14 protein-coding genes and 1 other RNA gene are annotated in these 20,770 nt (G+C 41.7%); 8 read left to right on the top strand and 7 right to left on the bottom strand.

What is annotated here, in order from left to right:
* Window positions 1–6 precede the first annotated feature (6 nt).
* Window positions 7–1,281: a dicarboxylate/amino acid:cation symporter gene (locus ITG10_RS11590; protein ID WP_017629404.1), complete on the bottom strand. Its 1,275-nt coding sequence runs from the start codon at window positions 1,279–1,281 to the stop codon at window positions 7–9.
* A gap of 381 nt (window positions 1,282–1,662) precedes the next feature.
* Complete coding sequence (grpE, locus tag ITG10_RS11585) at window positions 1,663–2,244, bottom strand: nucleotide exchange factor GrpE (protein ID WP_017629405.1); 582 nt, start codon at window positions 2,242–2,244, stop codon at window positions 1,663–1,665.
* Window positions 2,245–2,387: 143 nt separating this feature from the next.
* On the opposite strand from grpE, the gene nadK reads away from it, so the two are divergent.
* From nadK to bamE, 3 genes are all read left to right on the top strand, one after another.
* Window positions 2,388–3,272, top strand: a complete 885-nt coding sequence (nadK, locus tag ITG10_RS11580; RefSeq protein WP_017066747.1) for an NAD(+) kinase — start codon at window positions 2,388–2,390, stop codon at window positions 3,270–3,272.
* Between the two features lie 292 nt (window positions 3,273–3,564).
* Window positions 3,565–5,229: a DNA repair protein RecN gene (gene recN, locus ITG10_RS11575; RefSeq protein WP_248386407.1), complete on the top strand. Its 1,665-nt coding sequence runs from the start codon at window positions 3,565–3,567 to the stop codon at window positions 5,227–5,229.
* A gap of 167 nt (window positions 5,230–5,396) precedes the next feature.
* A complete protein-coding gene (bamE, locus tag ITG10_RS11570; RefSeq protein ID WP_009848326.1) occupies window positions 5,397–5,756 on the top strand; it encodes an outer membrane protein assembly factor BamE in 360 nt (119 codons plus the stop codon).
* 201 nt (window positions 5,757–5,957) lie between these two features.
* Here the strand turns inward: bamE and ITG10_RS11565 are convergent, their stop codons facing one another.
* Both ITG10_RS11565 and ITG10_RS11560 read right to left on the bottom strand, forming a co-directional pair.
* Window positions 5,958–6,266, bottom strand: coding sequence for an RnfH family protein (locus tag ITG10_RS11565; protein ID WP_004737569.1), 309 nt, complete (start codon window positions 6,264–6,266; stop codon window positions 5,958–5,960).
* Between the two features lie 3 nt (window positions 6,267–6,269).
* The gene (locus tag ITG10_RS11560) at window positions 6,270–6,698 is read right to left on the bottom strand and encodes an SRPBCC family protein (RefSeq protein ID WP_016767156.1); all 429 of its coding nucleotides are present in this window, start codon (window positions 6,696–6,698) and stop codon (window positions 6,270–6,272) included.
* Between the two features lie 119 nt (window positions 6,699–6,817).
* On the opposite strand from ITG10_RS11560, the gene smpB reads away from it, so the two are divergent.
* The 5 genes from smpB (at window position 6,818) to ITG10_RS11535 (ending at window position 10,690) form a co-directional block, all read left to right on the top strand.
* Entirely contained in the window at window positions 6,818–7,303 is a 486-nt protein-coding gene (gene smpB, locus ITG10_RS11555) for an SsrA-binding protein SmpB (RefSeq protein WP_004735156.1), read from the top strand.
* 66 nt (window positions 7,304–7,369) lie between these two features.
* Window positions 7,370–7,736, top strand: a transfer-messenger RNA (tmRNA) gene (gene ssrA, locus ITG10_RS11550).
* 215 nt (window positions 7,737–7,951) lie between these two features.
* Window positions 7,952–9,370, top strand: a complete 1,419-nt coding sequence (locus tag ITG10_RS11545) for an integrase arm-type DNA-binding domain-containing protein (RefSeq protein ID WP_248386406.1) — start codon at window positions 7,952–7,954, stop codon at window positions 9,368–9,370.
* Window positions 9,371–9,640: 270 nt separating this feature from the next.
* Entirely contained in the window at window positions 9,641–9,910 is a 270-nt protein-coding gene (locus ITG10_RS11540) for an AlpA family phage regulatory protein (RefSeq protein ID WP_017088944.1), read from the top strand.
* Window positions 9,911–10,387: 477 nt separating this feature from the next.
* Window positions 10,388–10,690: a hypothetical protein gene (locus ITG10_RS11535; protein ID WP_017631420.1), complete on the top strand. Its 303-nt coding sequence runs from the start codon at window positions 10,388–10,390 to the stop codon at window positions 10,688–10,690.
* A gap of 70 nt (window positions 10,691–10,760) precedes the next feature.
* Here ITG10_RS11535 and ITG10_RS11530 read toward each other — a convergent pair whose 3' ends face one another.
* The 3 genes from ITG10_RS11530 to ITG10_RS11520 form a co-directional block, all read right to left on the bottom strand.
* The gene (locus ITG10_RS11530; RefSeq protein ID WP_248386405.1) at window positions 10,761–13,625 is read right to left on the bottom strand and encodes a DUF499 domain-containing protein; all 2,865 of its coding nucleotides are present in this window, start codon (window positions 13,623–13,625) and stop codon (window positions 10,761–10,763) included.
* An 84-nt stretch (window positions 13,626–13,709) separates the two neighbouring features.
* Window positions 13,710–16,607, bottom strand: a complete 2,898-nt coding sequence (locus tag ITG10_RS11525) for a DUF1156 domain-containing protein (protein ID WP_248386404.1) — start codon at window positions 16,605–16,607, stop codon at window positions 13,710–13,712.
* A gap of 58 nt (window positions 16,608–16,665) precedes the next feature.
* The gene (locus tag ITG10_RS11520) at window positions 16,666–20,184 is read right to left on the bottom strand and encodes a helicase-related protein (RefSeq protein WP_248386403.1); all 3,519 of its coding nucleotides are present in this window, start codon (window positions 20,182–20,184) and stop codon (window positions 16,666–16,668) included.
* Window positions 20,185–20,770 lie beyond the last annotated feature (586 nt).

Genomic DNA, 20,770 nt, shown 5'->3' with positions numbered 1-20,770 from the left:
TAAGAATTAAGCTTCTGCTTTCTGTAGTTCAGCTTCTTCGTTTGTTTCAACGCCGATTTCGCCTTCAGACTTAGCAACGATAGTGTTAACCGCTGTGTCGCCCACTACGTTAGATGAAGTACAGAACATGTCACAGATACGGTCAACAGCAGCAACAATCGCTAGACCTTCTGGTGGCAAACCTAGTTGGTGCAATAGAACACCTACCATCACAACACCGCCACCTGGAACACCACCAGCACCGATAGACAGTAGCAGGATAGTTAGGCCAAGAGTGAAGATGTCAGCTGTATTGATTGGTTGACCGAAAGCGTTCGCAACGAACATTGTCGCTAGTGCGATGTAGATAGATACACCAGACATGTTCATTGTTGCGCCTAGTGGTACACCGAAACCTGCTACTGACTTAGATACGTTTAGTTTGTCAGTTAGAGTACGCATTGTTACTGGGATTGTTGCATTCGAACTTGCTGTAGATAGTGAGAATAGAACTTGCTCACGAGTTGCACGTAGGAACTGCTTTGGAGAAATGCCAGTGAATGAACCAACCATCATTGGGTAGAAGAAGAAAATCCAGAACACAAGCATTGCAACCACAAGCGCCACATAGCCAGCAACTGACATTAGCGTGTCTGCATCCAGTGTTGCGCCCAGCTGAATCATCAGAGCAAATACACCGTAAGGCGCCAAGCTCATTACTAGACCGATAAGCTTCATCATGATTTCGTTAGCCATCTTGAATGTCTTGATAGCTGGACCACCACGAGAATCAAGCGCTTGAATCGCAAGACCTGTCAAAATTGCCATGAAGATGATTTGTAGCATATCGCCGCTTGCGAACGCTTCTACAGGGTTGCTAGGAACGATGTTAACAACAAGAGAGAAGATGTCTGGTGTTTCAGTGGTTGTAAGCGCAATTGTCTCAGAAACCGTACCTGCTAGGTTTGCACCAGCACCAGGTTGGAAAATAAGACCAATCGTTAGAGCAGCAGAAATCGCAATGATGGTGTTAATAATGTAAAGACCAAAGGTTTTACCACCAAGGCGACCAAATGAGCGGATATCTTTTAGTTCAACGATACCGCAAACAATAGATACGTATACAAGAGGCACTACCAGCAACTTGATAAGTGATACGAACATACCACCAGCGCCTTCCGCAGCACCAAGTAGGTAAGTGTCAAAAATAGCAATACCGCTGAATAGGTACTGAATAGCAGTACCAATAAGTAGGCCGGCAAACAAGCCTACAAAAATCTTACTTGAGAGCGATTTATCCATCGTTCTTCTCCAGTCTGTTGTGTTTAAATTTTGTACTTTTATAGTTATATATGCGACTAAAATCGCTATATGGCAGTGGATTTTACATACAAAGATAACAATTAAAAGTATTTATTTACAAAAACATTACAAATGTGACATCAAAACATTTCTTCATTAACAACCAGTTTCATAATATAAAACTCTAAATCGTTGATATAGGTAAAATAAAAAGAACGACATTCTTAATGCGGTTTTGATGACTGTTTACGTGGACTCTCAAATGACAGGCACAAAAAAAGAGAGACCTATGCCTCTCTTTTCATTTTACGGTAGCCAGTGAATTGTGTTGCAGCCCCTACTTATTCAGTAAGTGCGCCAGTCAATCACTTGGCGACTTAATTACTTAGCAACCATAACCATTGCCGGACGAACTACACGACCGTTTAGTTCGTAGCCTTTTTGCATCACGAACATAACCGTGTTTGATTCGTGATCTGGGCTTTCTTGGATAGACATTGCTTGGTGGAATTCAGGGTTGAACACTTCACCTTCAGGGTTGATCTCTTTAAGACCAAACTTAGCCACTGTGTCTACAAACGTTTTGTGCGTTAGCTCAACACCTTCAAACAAAGGCTTAACCACTTCGTTTTCAGCATCTGCCGCTTGCATTGCACGCTCTAGGTTGTCGATTACAGGAAGTAGACCTTCAGCAAACTTGTTCAAAGCGAATTTACGCGCTTTATCAATTTCTTGCTCGCTGCGGCGACGCATGTTTTCAACTTCAGCTTTCGCGCGAAGAACAGAATCTTGCTGCTCTTTCACTTTAGATTCGCTAGATAGCAGTGCAGCTTCTAGTTGAGCGATTTTTGCTTCCTGCTCATCAGCAGCGTCTTCGCTCAGTTCAGCAGCTTCCACTTTTTCTGCTTCAGCAATGATCTGATCTAGCTCTTCTTCGGTTACTTTGTTTTCTTCGTTGCTCATGATATCTCCAGAATTCGTTTTCAATGCAAGTGACAGGCGTGTTTGCACCCCAAATTGATATAAAACACTCGCATAGACGTTCAACTTGCCTTTATTATGGGGATGAAGAATTTTGATTCAAGCCTAATTCGTTTGGAAACGTTATGAAAAAGCCATTTGAAGTCATTGCCATTATCGGTAAACCTCGAGATCAGCAAGCAATTCAGACTCATAGAGAGCTCTATCAGTGGTTAAGTGCTGAGGGTTATCAAGTGTTTGTTGATGACAGACTCGCCACAATTTTAGACGATATCCCAAAAGAACATTTTTCTAGCCTGATTGAATTAGGGAAACGCGCCGATCTTGCGATTGTGGTCGGTGGTGACGGAAATATGCTTGGTGCCGCTCGAATCTTGTCACGCTTCGATATTTCAGTGATCGGTGTTAACCGAGGCAACCTTGGTTTCCTAACCGATCTTAACCCTGAAAACTTCCAGAGCGCGCTGACGGATGTGCTTAAAGGCGAGTTCATGGAAGAAGAGCGCTTCTTACTTGAAACGGAAATTCATCGCCACGGCCAAATAAAAAGCCACAACGCCGCACTCAACGAAGCAGTACTTCACCCCGGTCAAGTTGCACACATGATCGAGTTTGAAGTGTACATCGATGACAGCTTTGCTTTCTCTCAACGTTCTGATGGTTTGATCGTTTCAACTCCGACAGGTTCAACGGCCTACTCGCTTTCTGGTGGCGGTCCTATTTTGTCATCAAGTTTGAATGCGATCTCTTTGGTACCCATGTTCCCGCACACGCTTTCAAGCCGCCCACTAGTGGTCGATGGCAAACGCCGCATCAAGCTGATCGTATCGCCTGATAACCGCGGCACTCAAGAAGTCAGCTGCGATGGTCAAATCTCACTACCTGTGTCTCCGGGCGACGAGATCCACATTTACCAAAGCCCGAATGTGCTAAAGCTGATCCACCCGAAAGACTACAACTACTACCATGTCCTACGTAACAAACTGGGCTGGTCGAGTAAGTTGTTTTAGCTAAACGACTCTAGCAATAACCGAAAATTTTAAAGGCTGGCGACACTCGTCAGCCTTTTTTATTGCCCACTGAACACCCGTCGGCTCTCACTTCTCGTCAATTTGCTTATACCGTCATTCCCAAAAGGGAGGAACGACTGTGTTGGGAATCTATCGTGCTTTCAGTGATCTACAGACAAATTCAATTCTGAGAGCTATCGCAAAAAATTTTCACCTGCCGACTTTACTGTATAAAGAAACAGTATATACTGAACTTATATACAGTATTGTTCAGTTATACAGGTAAATAAAAATGCTGGCTCATTTAAGTGTTAATAATTTCGCTATTGTTAAGTCTTTACAGCTAGAACTATCTAAAGGCATGACAACAATCACCGGGGAAACGGGTGCGGGTAAATCTATCGCTATCGATGCTTTAGGCTTATGTCTTGGAGGAAGATCAGATGCAGGAATGGTTAGGCAAGGTGAAGAGAAAACCGAAGTCAGTGCCGCTTTTTTACTTGAGAACAATCTGCATGCAACTCGCTGGTTAGAAGACAACGAACTGCTTGATGGCGGTGAATGCATATTACGCAGAACCATCTCTAAAGAGGGCCGTTCTCGCGCATTCATCAACGGCAGCCCGGTTCCTCTTTCGCAACTGAAATCATTGGGACAACTGCTGATCAACATTCATGGTCAACACGCGCACCATCAATTGATGAAGAGCGACTACCAAATGGCCATGCTTGATCAATACGCAGGCCACTTGAACCTATTGAAGTCGACCCGTAACGCTTACCAAGCATGGCGACAAGCGGATAACCATCTAAAAGAGTTGCGTGAAAACAGCCAACAAAACCAAGCTCAAAAACAGCTTCTTGAATATCAAATCAAAGAGCTAAACGAGTTATCTATTGGGGAGGAAGAATATGAAGAGCTCGAACAAGAGCATAAGCGCCTCTCCAATAGCGGAGAATTGGCCTCAACCTGCCAGCAAGCTATCGAACTTATTTACGAAGGTGAAGAAGTTAATGCGCTTGGTATTTTGCAATCGGCCAATCACTCCCTAATTCAACTTGCTGATTTGGATGAAAGACTAGCTGAGCTACCAAACCTGCTCTCTGAAGCCATCATTCAGATTGAAGAGACCAATAGTGAGTTAAGAAGTTACTTAGACAGCATTGATGTCGACCCTGCTCGCATGGCTTACGTGGAAGAACGCTTCTCTAAAGTGATGTCGATGTCGCGTAAACACCATGTGTTGCCAGAAGAACTTTATAAGCACCACCAAGACTTGCTACAACAGGTCGAAGCGCTGGATTGCTCTGATGAAAAGCTGGATGAATTAGCTAACGAAGTTGAGAACCAATACCAGTCTTTCGTGGCGAAATCAGAAAAGCTGCATAAGTCTCGTGCTCGTTACGCGAAAGAGCTGAACAAACTGATCACACAAAGCATGCACGAACTGAGCATGGAAAAAGCGCAGTTTGCCATTGAAGTGAACAACACCAATACACACCCATCACCACTAGGTATGGATAACGTGACCTTTATTGTGTCGACGAACCCTGGCCAACCAATGCAGCCAATTGCTAAAGTTGCCTCTGGTGGTGAACTATCACGAATCTCACTCGCAATTCAGGTCATCACGGCACAGAAAGTCGACACACCAAGTCTGATTTTCGATGAAGTCGATGTGGGTATCAGTGGACCAACGGCTGCGGTTGTCGGAAAAATGCTGCGTACACTAGGTGAATCAACACAAGTTATGTGTGTGACTCACTTACCTCAAGTCGCAGGCTGTGGTCACCAACAACTGTTCGTGGCGAAGAGTACCAAGTCGGGTAAAACAGAAACGCAAATGCACACGCTTGATGAGCAACAACGCGTTTCAGAGCTTGCTCGCCTGCTTGGTGGCAGCCAAATTACAGAATCGACCCTTGCCAACGCAAAAGAGTTATTAATCGCAGCTTAGGTCAAATATTCAGCAACTTTCTGATAATTTACCGAAAATTCTTGGCAATTTTGCAACTAAATTCAAAATTGCCAGTCATAACAAGCTCAAAGCGCAAGGAGCTTTTTACTTCTTGCTGGAGCTTGTTTATTATCAGGCAGTATTTTAGCGAAGAAAGATCTCAAACTATGCGAATTAAAAAGTGGTTAGTTGCAGTTCCACTTGCACTAACAATGTTGACCGGTTGCTCTCTACTAGAGAAGTTGGTTTATCGAATTGACATCAATCAGGGTAACTATGTTGAACAAGAAGCTGTCGACCAGCTCAAGTTTGGCATGACAAAAACACAAGTTCGTTACGTTATGGGCTCACCTATGCTTATCGAAAATGGCTACCCAGATACGTGGTACTACATTTACCACCATCAAAAAGGTCACAACGACCCTATTCAGAAAAACCTTGTCGTGAACTTTGATGCTACTGGCACTCTAGTAACGATCAACGGTGATTTTGAAGCCAGTGATGAGTTCTTCGAAAGCCTTCGCTAGCTTTCCAGTCAACAAAGCTCTCAGCCGATAAAACTATCGGTCGACAAAACTATCAGTCGACAAGGTATGAATCGCAAAAGCCTGCTCAATGAGCAGGCTTTTTAATATTCGCTAACAAATTAACTCACCGTGTCCAACCCGCGGGCACAAAAAAGCTCGCTAATATAGCGAGCTCTTCTTAATCAAATCGGTTTTACAATACTACTTGGCAGCAGCTGCTTTCGCTTGTTCGGCACGCTTACGGCGAATCTCTTTTGGATCAGCCAATAGTGCACGATAGATTTCGATACGGTCTTTATCACGAACCGTCGCATCTAACTTAACGTTACGGCTGAATACACCAACCTTGTTTTTTGCCAAGTCGATCTCTGGATACAGCTCCAAAACACCAGACTGCGCGATGATCTCTTCAACGGTCGCGTTCTTGTTCACAACTAAGGTAAACACACGCTGCTCGTGTGGAAGCGCAAACACAACTTCTACGTGGATCATATCTGATTCAATAGTCATGGCTTAGTAAACCTGTTTCGCGCGTTGAGTAAAAGCACTGACCATATTGCTCGTCAGTTCATTGAAAATCTTACCAAAAGCCATTTCAATCATTCGGCTAGAAAATTCAAACTCCAACTTAAGCTCAACCTTACACGCCTGATCGTCAAGAGGAGTAAAGTACCAACCACCCTGCAATTTTTTGAATGGGCCGTCCACCAGCTCCATCAAAATCTCAGCGCCTTCCGCTAAGCGATTAGACGTAGTAAATGTTTTGCTGATACCGGCTTTAGAGACATCAACCGAAGCCACCATAGTTGAATCTGAAGATTCGATCACACGTGAACCAGAACACCCTGGCAAAAACTCGTGATAACGAGCAACATCATTGACCAAGCTGAACATCTGGTCGGCACTAAACGACACTAATGCTGAACGAGTAACCTTTGGCATATAGACTCCTGTTAAAGACAGCGTTACATTAACACAAACTGCAATTTTAATTGTATTGGGCCAGAGCGCAAATAAAAAGGATTCCCCAACTAGGGCGCAATCCGTATAATGAGGCCATTATGGCAAAGAATAAATCAAAATCAAAAGCCGGTAGTAATACCATTGCGCTTAATAAGAAAGCTCGCCACGAATATTTCATCGATGATGAGATAGAAGCGGGGCTTGAGCTACAAGGCTGGGAAGTAAAATCCCTACGTGAAGGCAAAACTAATATCGCAGAAAGCTACGTTTACATCCGAGATGGCGAAGCATTCATCAGTGGTATGACGATCACTCCGCTTACTCAAGCGAGTACTCATATCGTGGCGAACCCAACACGTATCCGTAAACTCCTTATGTCGAGAAAAGAACTCGACAACCTTATCGGTCGTATTAACCGTGAAGGCATGACACTTGTCGCAACTGCACTTTACTGGTCTCGCTCTTGGGCGAAGATTAAAGTTGGCGTAGCGAAAGGTAAAAAGCTGCACGATAAACGTACTGATATGAAAGAAAAAGATTGGGCGAGAGATAAAGCACGAATTATGAAGAGTAATTTGCGTTAATTTTAAGCACTTAAACGCACAGTGCTAGACAGGTTAAGCTTTTCTGGTACTATGCAAATAACACTTGGGGCTGATTTAGGATTCGACAGGAATTTTGAAGTCTGAGGTGCATGCCGTGGGGCGGTTGGCCACGTTAAAAGCCGCAAAAAAATAGTCGCAAACGACGAAAACTACGCACTAGCAGCTTAATAACCTGCTCAGAGCTCTCTTACCCTAGCTTCCGCTCGTAAGACGGGGACCAATAAGAGATCAAACCCAAACTAGCTAGCGCGGATTCTCCCACCTGAGAGGAAAAGCGCGAATAACAATTCAGGTTAGCCTTTAACTAGCGTGTCGGTTCGCAGGTTGCTGGTGAAATTAAAGATCGACTAAGCATGTAGTACCAATGATGAATGATTTTTGGACGCGGGTTCAACTCCCGCCAGCTCCACCAATTCAATAAACTAAGACGTCCCAGGACGTCTTTTTTTATGCCTTAAATCCCTGAATTCTCTACTATTTACCACTTTTTTCTGTCCCAGACCATCCCAGAGTGTCCCAGCCTATTCCAACTTTCTTTCTCCCCATTCCATTCCCCAAAACATATAGTTATAGTTTTGGGGAGATTTGGGGAATGCAGTTATTCCCCCAGAAAGTTGGAACAACACAATGAAAAAAAATACTTACTATAAAAACCTAACCCTACCAGAAAACAAAACCGAATTGCTTGTCAGCGATGGTGAAGGTCTCTCTCTTCGAGTTCGCAGCGGTAAGAAAGGGATCACTAAGAATTGGCTCTTCACATTTACTAGCCCACTCACTAAAAAGCAAACGAAAATGAGCTTAGGTAAATACCCTGCTCTGTCATTGGCTGAAGCTCGTAGAAAAACCTATGCTTTGAACGAAATGATTGCCAATGACTTAGATCCAAAAGTTAAGGTTGAAATTGCGAACATCATGACCGATGGCAAAGTGACGGAAAGTAACTTTGACGAAATGCATGATTACTTGAATCAAAGTTTCACTTTCAAGCAAGTAGCAGAGCTTTTCTTAGTCAAGAGAGAGCGTGAAGATCAGATAAGCATCGACAGCGAGATTAAAGAAGCACGCAAAGAAGCGGATGAGCAAGGTCGCACTGTTTCTGAATCGGTACTTAAAGACATCAAAAGTAAACGCAGAGCCACTCAGGACATCAAGAGTCGCTTAGATAACTACCTACTTCCTAAACTTGGCAAGATTCCGATCAAGAAGATAGAGAAGCCACTGGTTGTCAAAGTACTTGAACCCATCGAAAAGCGAGGCAACTTAGAAACCGTTAAACGCTGTTGCCAGATTGTTCGCCAGATAGCCGAGTTTGCTGAGAGTAAGGGATACATTAGTTCAAAGGAGTACGCTAACTTTATTACGCTTAATAATGCATTCTCAAAGCCGAAGTCTTCTAATCAACTCACCGTTAACCCTGAGCGTCTTGGCGAAGTCATGGAGAAGATGGGGAATAGCAATATTCAAATCACGACTCGTGCGGCTTTTGAGCTAATGTTGCATCTACTGTCTCGAACTGGCGAAATATCAAAATTACGCTGGGATGAGTACAACGAAGCGGAAGGGATTATAAAAATTGGGGGCTATAGAATGAAGGGCAACAATAGCCATATCATTCCATTAAGTCCGCAAGCTAAAGCAATCTTAGACTATATGCATCCTATTACGGGTGACTCCGAATATGTTTTCCCATCCTGTAAACCAGGAGGAAAAAAACCTTACATGAACCCTCAAACTGTCAATATGGCAATGAAGCGCTCAGGCTTGGGCGGAACCATAGTCGCTCATGGGCTGAGATCCGTTGGTAGTACCACGCTTAATGACTGTCAGAAATTCGGACATATTGAACGCTTTGATCCTGAGCAAGTCGAAGTGTGCTTGGCGCACATGGATAAAAACAGTGTGCGACTTATTTACAATGGTGCAGAGTATGTTGAAAAGCGTAGAGAAATTCTGTCATGGTGGAGTGAGTTCATTCTTAAGCAGACGGGAAACTTCTACTCTCTGGCAGGTCAAGTATCCGCAGGAAAATTAAACGCGACTTAAGTCTCATTTCTAACAATGGGACTTTACTCTCCAAATAGACGATCATACGATTAATCAGTCATCCATAATGTGGATGCGCAAAAGCATAAACAGTGCTGTGAACACTTAAAACATCACACCTATATAATAAGCAAAATTGCGAAAGATAACGATAATAACTAAAACAAACACTTATATAAACTTAGCCGTTAATAATAGCTGTTATGATTTTATGAAGTGCGACTATCTTTTAACCGTTTTTGCTTTTGCTTATTAAATAGGCAACGTGTAATGAAAACACAAAAAATACAATTACAGTTTATGAGTTTTGCTGCTGTACTAAAACTTGTTCCAATGTCTCGCTCAAGTATTTATCGAAAAATTGAGCGTGGTGAATTTCCCCCAAGCGTTTCACTTGGTGGAAGCAGTATTACTTTTTTACGATATGAAATTGAACACTACTTGGTTTCTTTAATTGAAAATAAAGATAAAAAAGATACCGTTCAAGAGTTGATAGAGATGAGAGGACAGCTAAGAGACAAGGTCACTTATCCCATCTAAAACTGAATTAGACTAACCCGCACTTGTTGCGGGTTTCTTGCATCAGGAGGCTCTACTTTCACGAATATACTCAAATAAAAGCCCATCAAATAAAGCATACATACTTTTATGTTCGCTCTACCTCGAAGCATACACTCAACAATGGTCGCTATCCCCCTAAGCAAACACAAAACTAAGAAAATATGTGTCACTATAGCGAAAGTGCGTAATAACGCAGTAGAAATGCTGAATAGCGCACTGAAAGTGCGGAATGACGCAATAGAAGTGCAGTTTGACGCACTGCTTTTTGAGAGGAAAATGAAGATTTAGGAGTGTACTAAAGCAAAATAACGCTTGAGCCTTATATTAAATTTATAACTTTAAAATAGTTATAACCGTTATAATAGTTATAACACATTTTCTTGAGGGAATAAATGATAACGTGTATCATTTGAAATGACACTTACTCTTCTCACAGAACTTTGAATCAAAATCATCATGAAATTACTTAACACATACGAAGATAAATATAGTGCAGAAGAAGCTCTCAAAAAACTTGACGGTCAAAGTCGGCTAGCAAGTGAACGTGATTCAACTGAAGTAATATACAACTTGTTTGGTCAAGCGACTTGGGGAAATTTCTATCGCCTTGGTATGTTTAACTTATCAGAGCTTCAGCAGTTAGTCTCACTAAAACAAAACGGTCAAGGATATGACAAACAACGCCATTCAGAGATCATGTCTATGCTGACCTATGCCGCTTCCACATTTGATCTAACAATTCCTGAGCATTGGAAATAAATAGAAAAGCCAGGTAGAACCTGGCTTAAATCTATATGATATTGACTATCTGAATACGATGCTTACTTAGCTAGTTCTCGAACTCAGAAGAACCAAATTTCAAGGAATTACAGTTTTCTTTAATGGTTCTCTGTAGGCTTTCATCAAAACCTGAACTAGATGTCTTCGCTCTGATTTCAACAGCAATCTCAACTTCGACACCTAACTTAGAAGAGAACTGATCCACAACTTCATTCATAACTTCCATGAAATCCATCTTCGCCTTGATCGGGTCTAATTCTACCGTTCCATAGAAACTACGTTTTGGAGCAGTTTGTGGTTTACCGTTGCCCGTGTTTGTAGTTGTGGTGCCAGTTGTTGATGAACCAGTTGAGCTTTCTCCTGAAGATTCAGACGCACCTGGCTTCTCACCAGTTCCACTAACTTCACTAACTCCAGTTTCGCCATCAGAATTAGTTGGCGTTGTTGTCGGCTTTATACTTTCTGCATAAGAAGTCGCATGATCTGATTCAATTAGAATGCTTGAATCGTCATAGCTAAAAACATTTACGCCATGTTGATGACTAAAGCCAAGGTATCTATCACCATCCTTGCCTTCAGCAAAGCCAAAGTACTCTGCATGTTGTACACCGCTCTGAATAGCTCTTAAAAGAACATCTCCATTTGCTAACCTTGGGAGGTACAAATAGCTACAGAAGTCTTGCCATATACGTACAGCGCCCACTTCTTTGTTGTCATCTTTGAAGTACCATTGATTTAACGTATTATTGAGGTGAAGACCATTCCATTCAGTAATGAGCCATTCATTATCAAATAGCTTCTTCTCAATTTCATGGGCAAATACAGATGCCATAGGAGAAATCGAGTCTTCTTCCCAAACTAAGTCAAGCTTACCTCTAAACTCTTCTTCAAACGGGTTTAATAGCCACTTGTATGTAGATCGGATGGACTGCTGGACTTGCTTATCAGCAGCATCTCTACTGTCTTTCGCTTGTTTTAGTTGGATACGATCCAGATTCAATCTGTCATTTTCAACATCGGTAACAATACTACGCCATGCAAGTAGTGTACTTACTTGGTCTTTTAGTAGTTGCGCAGTGTCTAAATCAGCAGCCAAAAACACGATACGGTTTCGTTTTTGGCGAGCTTGTTGCCCACGATTAAATAGAACATCCTGCGCTGCTTCCTCAGCTAAATCTTTCTTACGCTGACGCATCGCTGCATCAGGGCTTAAAACAACTAACCTTAGAGAGTTATCATCAGGGACGTCTTCCGAACGTGTAAATATATGGACACTATCAAAACAATGTTGCCCTGAGAAAAGTTTTCTAAGTGATTGCTGAATATGAGGGTATATATCATCCTTCTTATTCAAGTTTACTTTCCTACTCTCCATCTCACGCCTTAAGTTTGGTTTAGTGTCAAACCAGTAACTGTCTTGTGAAGAGTCTGCATATAAGTATTGTTCACGGTCTCTGAGCCTACGCAGCGCATCTTGATAAGTCCCCAGCACCTGACCAGGCAAAGCACAACCTAGCAAAACACGCTCAGTTTTGATCCCTCTAACCCCCTGATTAGAGTTAGATGGCGCACTACCAAGAAATATTGTTCTAGCTACACGTCTACCCGCTTGAATTGAGCCAAACCTAGAATCTAAATCGAGATCATGTGGAGTAGACTTAGGACCATCAACCTCCGACTCAATTACAGGCTCCCAACCTTGTGGTAAGTAGTGAATGCTCTTATTTGCGACCGTAGAATCGTAGAGTGGCAGAGAGCCAGGCATAATCATCGGTTCTCTGTCATTTTCTTGCCACAAACGATGGATAACAATAGCCATATATTGCAGCACACCACGAGTTCGCTGAAACTTCTCTAAGTTTGACCAATCTTCATATAAACGGTCAAAGATCTCTGGGTGGATTGGATATGAGCTAACCAATCGTTCATAATAATCATTATCCTGAACATCTATAGGAAGGATATCAGCATGTTCTTTGTAGAACTGAGCAAATGCACGGCAAGTTGATTCGATTTCATTAGAATCCCCTGTCGTGTCAAATAAGCGCCTTCTAACGATTTCAAATGCTTCATTTGTAGCAACAGGTTTCCAGACTGACTCTACTCGTGCGAAATACTTCTCCAATGAGTCAAGAGTAACTTTCCCCATCGTCCCACCGACTTCTAGCTCTGATTCAGGTAGAGAAGCTAATAAAATTGCATTAGGGACTGCTTTCATCGCTTCAGTTAAAGCTTGAATAAATGATAGGTTTGAGTCAAACGTACCACCTGGGTAGCTCTCTCCTGAGTCAAACTGACGAATATAAGCTACAAGCTCGTCCATTAGGATAACGCAAGGCGAAGCTTTCTCTACCAGTTCACGTATCACTCCCTTACCTGGAGATGTCCCATCTTTATCTGAAGCTTCTACTAGTGCATAACCCTCTGCCCCTAATAATTGGTAAGCAAGTTCGCCCCACAATGTATTGATTGTGAGATTACCTTTCACTTGAGGTTGGCTTGGGGAGAGTTGGATTCCATCAATCACAGCTACTTTTGCTAATGGAAGCTCCGTGATGTTTGCATCATCTAAAATAGGCGACACACCTGGGAGGTCACTAACAGGGACTTTACGATTTGCTAGGTGGTATACAGCCAACATTGTATGTGTTTTACCACCACCAAAAGCCGTTTGTAATTGAATAACTGGATCGCCACCATTACCAGTTAAACGTTCTGCTACAGATCGTAATAACAAACGCATTCCTTCAGTGATAAAAGTTCTCTGAAAGAATTTTGATGCATCTTGATATTCAGCGGGAGCCGTTCCCGTTGCTACTTGTGTTATGTCTGCTGCAAATTCCGATTGCTTAAAGTTGCCATGGCGCACATCTTGGTGCGGCTGAGCGAGTTCTCGCCAAGGTTTCATTGCCATCTGATTTTTCTCAAAAGTATTTAATACTAGCTTTCATACTAAGGTAGAAATATTAGCTCCTTATAAGGAGCTAACTTCTTCTATTTATAAGTCAAAGCCCATCTGTTCATTCTTATGACCAGCTTCCAGAGATGCTTCAACAACAGAGTGCCACGCTGTAATAAGTTCGTTGTACGCTCTTGCATCTTCAGCCCACTTCTTACGCTCACACAAAGTATACATGTGATAAGCAAGTTGACGAATAGCTTCACCATGCTCAGGCATTCTAGCTAACAATGCACCTGCTGCTGACTCGCCTTTCTGGTTAAGCTCTCGGATTATTTGGTGGCACGCTTCCCATACAGGTACTCGGTTGTCAGACTTAGGATCCCAATCACTATCCATATCTTCCCAGCGAAGTAGCCTTACTTTACCTGCACCAGCCTCAATAACTCCTGCTTCATGAACACCTTCTACAGATGTTCCTTTCGCACGAGCTAATGTATCAGCGATACCAAACTCTCCCTGACTCCAACCATATTGATCAAACCAATCCGAACAGAACAGAGTATCAGCATCATAAGCACCTGCATCAGGGTTAAGGTAATCCGTAATTTCCTTATTGATCATGATCAGTGCGTCATGAACACTCATTTTTGAGCCATCCTGGTTTAGGACAGCATTGTATTTAGAGTAGATTGCCATACCTGGACCAATAGCAGCCTGCGCTAAGTCAACAGGAGCAATTGGTGACTGACCAGTTTCCCCCCCAATCATCGCCTCAAGAGCTTCGGGCATATCAGCTTTTAGTACTCGCTGGAAATGTCGTCTTGAAATGGTTTCAGCATCTTCGGATCTTTTATTACATACAAGTATAATTGACGATGCTAGAGCATTAGAACCAATACTAACTGTACGACTTTCCCTTTCAGTTCTCATTGGCCAAGTACCTTGTATACCAAAGCCAGCGCCAATTGTTGCCTCTAAAAAAGTTTCCCAACCAGAATTAGATGTCTTCGAGTCTTTTGTATCTGATTGCTTAAAAGCATAATAAATCGTTGTCGGAAATGCTGGGTGACACTGACTCGCCACTTGCTTCATAGCATTGGTCATACCATTCATGAAAAAGCTTTCTGCACCTTTACCATGTCTATGAGGGCTTGCAACTAATTCCTCTGCCTTTGGAACAGCTATAGTCCCAAAAACATCTGGCCATACATTTCTCAGGTTTTTTCTCATCCAAACATAAAAATAATCCGCGAGATCAGCATAAGCTATATTATCAAAATATGGAGGATCACAAGATACTACCTTTAATTTTGAGATAGTTTGATTTGTTGCATCAGCTTGTTCTACATGACCTATACTGGATGCAGGTAACTTCTCTATTACTTTAGCGACTTGTTCAACACCACTAACAAAACAACCTGTTGAGTTACCTATTGGATTTGCTTCTGCGAAATCCCAAACCATAGGAATAGCTTGGCGACCAAAAGTATTCCTCATAGTTTGACCACCACTGATCCAACTGCAAAGTGTAGAGTTATAATCAACTGCTTTTCCTACAGCTAAACCTAAGTATACTGAAATCGCTTCTAAATACGCAGCAGTTCCTAAACCACCATCAGCAAGACTCTCACCATCAACACCTATGTTAAACTCTTTTGAAACATTATCTTTTAAATTAATAACTTCATGAGAAAATGCATTCAAAGCTAGTAGCTGGCGATCCGTAAATAGATCACTATATTTTGTTAGACCATATAACTGTGTTCTAATGTCTCTTGGATTATGGTTTATATCCAAGCTTGGTTGCCATAAATTAGCTTTATCAATATCTATTTTTTCATCATGTTCAGAAGGTGATATGTACACGCGTCCTTTCTTCCCTTCTAGAACTATCCCCATCAACTTAGAGCCTAGCTTCCCTTCTTTTCCTTGCTCTCTAATGTACTGAACAGGAATAGGCACTCCAGATAGTAAGCAAGTGAAGTTACCACCTCTGCCTGCTTTGGTTCCTTGTTTAGCATCTTCAGGAATAGAGGTTCCCGTTTTAACTTCAAAAGCATACGCGCCTTTTTTAATCACTGGCTCTACCCATGAGAGATTTGATTTCTTAGAAGACAGTACAAAACTAGAAGCTAACGGGACAGGTTGACCATTAAAAGCTGGATTAGGACTTGGAACAGTTCTAGCCCAAATCCAAGCAATAACATTCAACTCTTGTCCTAAATAGGGTTCTAAATCAGGTCTTTGTTCAATTTTACTTTGATCAATAACGACCTTTGGGTAATAAGAAGAAATTTTTTGTTCGACTCTTGAACGTATCCACTCTCCAAAATAGCGTACATCTTCAGCCATCCCAAGCGCTCTATCCCATTCTTTTATTAATGATTTTTTACAGGGCTTAGCGTTCAAAGTAGATAAGCTATGAGACAATGGCTCTTGTTCTCTGAACCTACCTGGCAACTCAATCATAGCTTTGTTTAACACGATAGGAACAGGATTTAAATCTGAAGCTGAGCTGTTCAAACCTAACCTTTGAGCTTCAAGAGGAATAGTTCCTCCACCTGCAAAGGGATCGTGACTCCCTGGTAGGGTAGTCGGATCAAATAGGGAGCTAGCTTCGGGGTGATTACGGTTTAAGTGACATACCTCTCGCCAACTATTCCATATTTCATTCTTTGCACGTTCAAGAACATCCTCATTATTGGAGTTTTCCCATTTAACTAAGTCTCTAATAATGTCAAACAATTCTTCTCGTTTCTTCTCTGCTTCTTGTTTATTTACTCCAAATCCGAGTTCTCGTTGGTACCCTGGATCATTAACCATTTGTGCAAAGAGAACAGCTCGTGCTGCGGCAAGTGGTCGTCTTGCCCACCAAAGGTGTAATGTGCTCGGATGCCCCTGTCTAATTGACTTTTCCTTACCAGCAGCTACGTTAATATCATCCAAAGGTAAAGCTACTTCAATAAGTTTTTTGGGTACTTTAATTTCAATCATAAAATTCTCTATTGCGATAGTTCGCTAATAAGATGAAGCTGTTAACAGCTTCATCTTTCTATATTGTTTGTTCTGCTGTTGTTGCTTTTTCTAGTAACTCACTAAGCTCGTAATTAATGCTAGCAACACCAAAATCAGGCTCTTTGGTAAACGGATTTCTCACATAAAAAGGACCTGCGTATGTATCAGCATCAACTACTACTATTGCCAACCAAAACTTATCTTGTTGGTTTAGCGCATACATAATTTCATTACGACTCACAGTTATAGTAGTTTGACCTTTAGAACGCCCTTTTACTTCAATATGTCGATCCTGTACGACAAGACCCCCTTCAGCCTTTGGAGGTACTCTCGAAGTAATATCCCAACCACATTTGTCAATTGAAACATCTTTAGTTATGTGACCTAAGCTTTGCTCTGCTTTAAAAACGGCATTCATTGCTACTTTTTCAACTCTAGAGCGAGCTTCTGCATCTGCGGTAAATTGGGTTTCACCTTTCCTCATAGCTAGAAGCCCTTGAGGGATCACCAAAGCGCCACTTATCACTACAGGTGTAGATGATACTACATTTGCCATTGACACAAGCTCACGTTTTCGTTGTTCTAGGCGAGAAGTTAACTCTTCAACTCGTCTTTTTGCCATCTCTGGTTGCATTCGAGGCTGTTTACCTGCTTGCATATCCATTTCTAGCTTTAGGTATCGATCTTGCCAGTAACTAATTTCTTTAATTAAGCGCTCATGAACTGCTGCCATTATTTTTTCTGACTGCTGCTTATAACGAGAACTAACCTCTTGATAGTGCTGAGGGACAATTTCCCCCGAGGCATATTTTAATGCTGTCGTTTCTAGCCCAGACTGAACCCAAGACGCTTCAACAATATCCCTCACTAATTTTCTGTCGTAGTTATCGATAGGTATTAGATCTAAGTGCGGAGCATAGCCTGAGTGGGATGGATTCCCATCCTGGTCAATGCTAACGAATTGGAGACGTCTTGATACTGTTAATGGACTATCTCCCTCTCCTTCACGGATACTATGATCAATCGTAAATAGTACTGACGGCTCTGTACCATCGTCAGTAGGGTCAACTAAAACAGCTCCCTGTTTTAGTTTACTTCTATGCGCAGATAACACTAAATCAGTTGCTGCGTGCATTAACGGATGAGCAGGGTGCATCAAAGCAGCCATAGGTTTACCATCCACTCGAATATTTTCTTTATCGAAACATATTCGCTCATAGCGCTTCATCACTGGGGTTCGGGTTTCACCTATTACACGATCTCTTTCTCGTATATCGGATGGTACATGACGAATTTCAAATCGATTAGATTCTCTGAGGCGAAGTTGCCCCCCTAGATGTTCAAATGCTTCTGTGAAAAACGCCCTGATAAAGTAAGGCTGTAATTTTCTCGCTTCTGCTTTCTCCATCTCTTCTTTAACAGCATACAAATCTTCCATCGTCATGTGCTGTTCAGTGAGTGCATTTCGTTTAAGTATTCCTGTCAGGTGCTCCGTATCTAATGCTCCTTCAATTTTCTCATTTAACTTTGCTTTGACTTTAGGGTCTTCACCATATCGAATCGCTTCAAGGAGCATTTCTTTCAGAGATACATTTTCAAATGCCTCCCCCAAAATGTCGAAGACCTTTCCGCCCAAGGATTGTTTTTCAATTTCTAACTTATCGAATAGTTTTTGAAAAACATCCCCTTCTCTTGTTTCAGAAGCAACAATATTCCAAAGATGACAAACCTCTGTTTGACCAATTCGGTGAATTCGTCCAAAACGCTGTTCTAGTCGATTAGGGTTCCACGGAAGGTCGTAGTTAACCATCAAGTTAGCGTTTTGTAAGTTAACACCTTCACCTGCTGCATCTGTCGCTATTAGCACTAGCAACTCTGGGTTGCTTCTAAACTCTTCTTGTATCTTTCTTCTTTCATCTCTATTCGTTGAACCAGAGATGGTATTCACAGCTCTCGGGTTACCCAAGAGATCCATGATACGAGCTTGTAGATAGTTTAAAGTGTCTTTATGTTCGGTGAAGATTATAAGCTTACGTCTATTACCACTTGCAGTCTTCATTTCAGGTCGGTCTTGAAGCAAGCTTGAAAGCTCTTCCCATTTTTTATCGTTCCCTGACTTTGCAACTCGACTAGCTTTTTCTTCTAAACCTTTAAGAATTTCAATTTCAGCTTCAAGCTCTGGAATTGTTTCAGCCGCTGTCGCTTGATCGACTAATTGCTCAGCATATAGTTCGTATTCTTCTGCTGTTAACTCTTCTTCAAGATCATCAATATTTTCTGGGATATGTGTTTTATATTTACCATAGGTTTCCGCAATCTGATGACCTCGATGCAATAGTTTTTCTTCATTTAATCGAGATTCAAGGCGCTTTCCACGCCTTTTAATAGATTGATAGATCGCTTCAGGACTTGAAGCTAAACGTCTTTGAAGCTGTGTTAATGCAAAACCGACCGTCCCTTTTCTTTTACCACCGACTTTATCAGCTCGATTCATTTCTTCTCGAACATAATCAGTCACATCGGTGTAAAGCTCAGCCTCAAGCGGGGATAAACTGTAGTTAGCGGTATAAGCTCGTCTTTCTGGAAATAGAGGTGTTCCGTCAAACTTTAAAAGCTCTTCCTTAACCATTCGTCTCATCATGTCAGTGACATCAACTTTATGCGCACCTTCTCGGAACTTTCCGTAAAACCTATCGCTATCAAGCAGAGACATGAACAACTGAAAATCTTCTTCTTTTCCGTTATGCGGAGTAGCTGTCATAAGAAGGTAATGACGGCATATTGAACCTAATAGCTTTCCAAGTTTAAATCGTTTAGTTTCATTGATTTTACTACCAAAGTAGCTTGCTGACATCTTGTGTGCTTCATCGACAATGATTAGGTCGAACTCGGTATTTTTGAGTTTTTCTTGGTAATCTTCGTTTCTTGAAAGCTGATCGAGTCGAACAATTAAAAGGTCTTGTTCATCAAAATAGTTCCCTGATGAACACTGTTCTTGCTTCTCTTTACTAAAAATTTCAAATTGAACACCGAACTTCTCTAGCAGTTCATCTTGCCACTGCTCGGTCAGAGAACCTGGCGAAACAACCATGATCCTCTTGGCATCCGATCTCATTAATAGTTCACGGATCAGTAGACCAGCCATGATTGTTTTACCCGCCCCAGGATCATCAGCTAAGACATAGCGAAGAGGTTGCTTTTGCAGCATAAATTCATATACAGCAGATATCTGGTGAGGAAGAGGCTCTACACTTGAGGTATGTACTGCCATCATTGGATCAAACAAATGTGCAAGGCTGATTCGAAAAGCTTCAAGACCAAGCTTGAATTCTTGACCAGCGGCATCAAAACTCCATGCTCTTCCAACTGTGGCTAGATTTAGCTTTGCTTCATCTGAGCGAAATAGCATTCGCTCTCCAAGCCTCCCTTGGCTAGTCTTATAAACAATCTCTAGAGCTGCATCCCCAAGAGAGTCTACTGAGACAATTTTCACAATCTCGTCTGGCTCGATTCCATTGATCTCAGAGCCTTTTTTGATGTCTTCTAGCTTTAGCATGGATTTTTATCATTCTGGATTTTTTAAGTATTCTAGCAAATTTAAAAAATCAAACTTTAATCTTTATCCTCTTTAGAAAAAGAAAATGCTGCTAAGAACACTGTTCAAGCGCTTTTTTGTTTTTCATCATGCGATTTCAGAAAAGTAAAATGTGAAAACCACATTAGAACAGTGTTCTCTTCTAATTTTGACTAAAAAAATACCAACAATCAGAAATATCAGCAACTTAACAGTCACCACATTGGTCATGTTGACTTTTATCGTCACGGATATCTAATCAAAAAGAAAAATGTGAAGAAAAAGAAAAAGGCTATGTTGACTTCGATTGCCTGTCATATCTAATGCCATAAATTCAAACAACATATATCAGCTTCATACAGCTTGGTTACAGCAACCAAGCCATAAACAAGGCTTAAGCTAGTAAAACTACAGAGAAGCTCTTTCACATTGAAGCCTGCACACATTAAATACCTCTATGAACACTGTTCCTAGTCAGTATGAGTTCAGAGGAAACATCCCTCATACAGAGCTGAATAAGTAGTAAAGCTAAAGAGCTGGCTCTTTAGCTTATTCTATATAAACATTG

Origin of the sequence: Vibrio sp. ED004, from assembly GCF_023206395.1 — a bacterium.
Lineage (GTDB): Bacteria > Pseudomonadota > Gammaproteobacteria > Enterobacterales > Vibrionaceae > Vibrio.
Note: the sequence above shows the minus strand (reverse complement) of the source record. Positions and strands in the feature narration are given on the sequence as shown.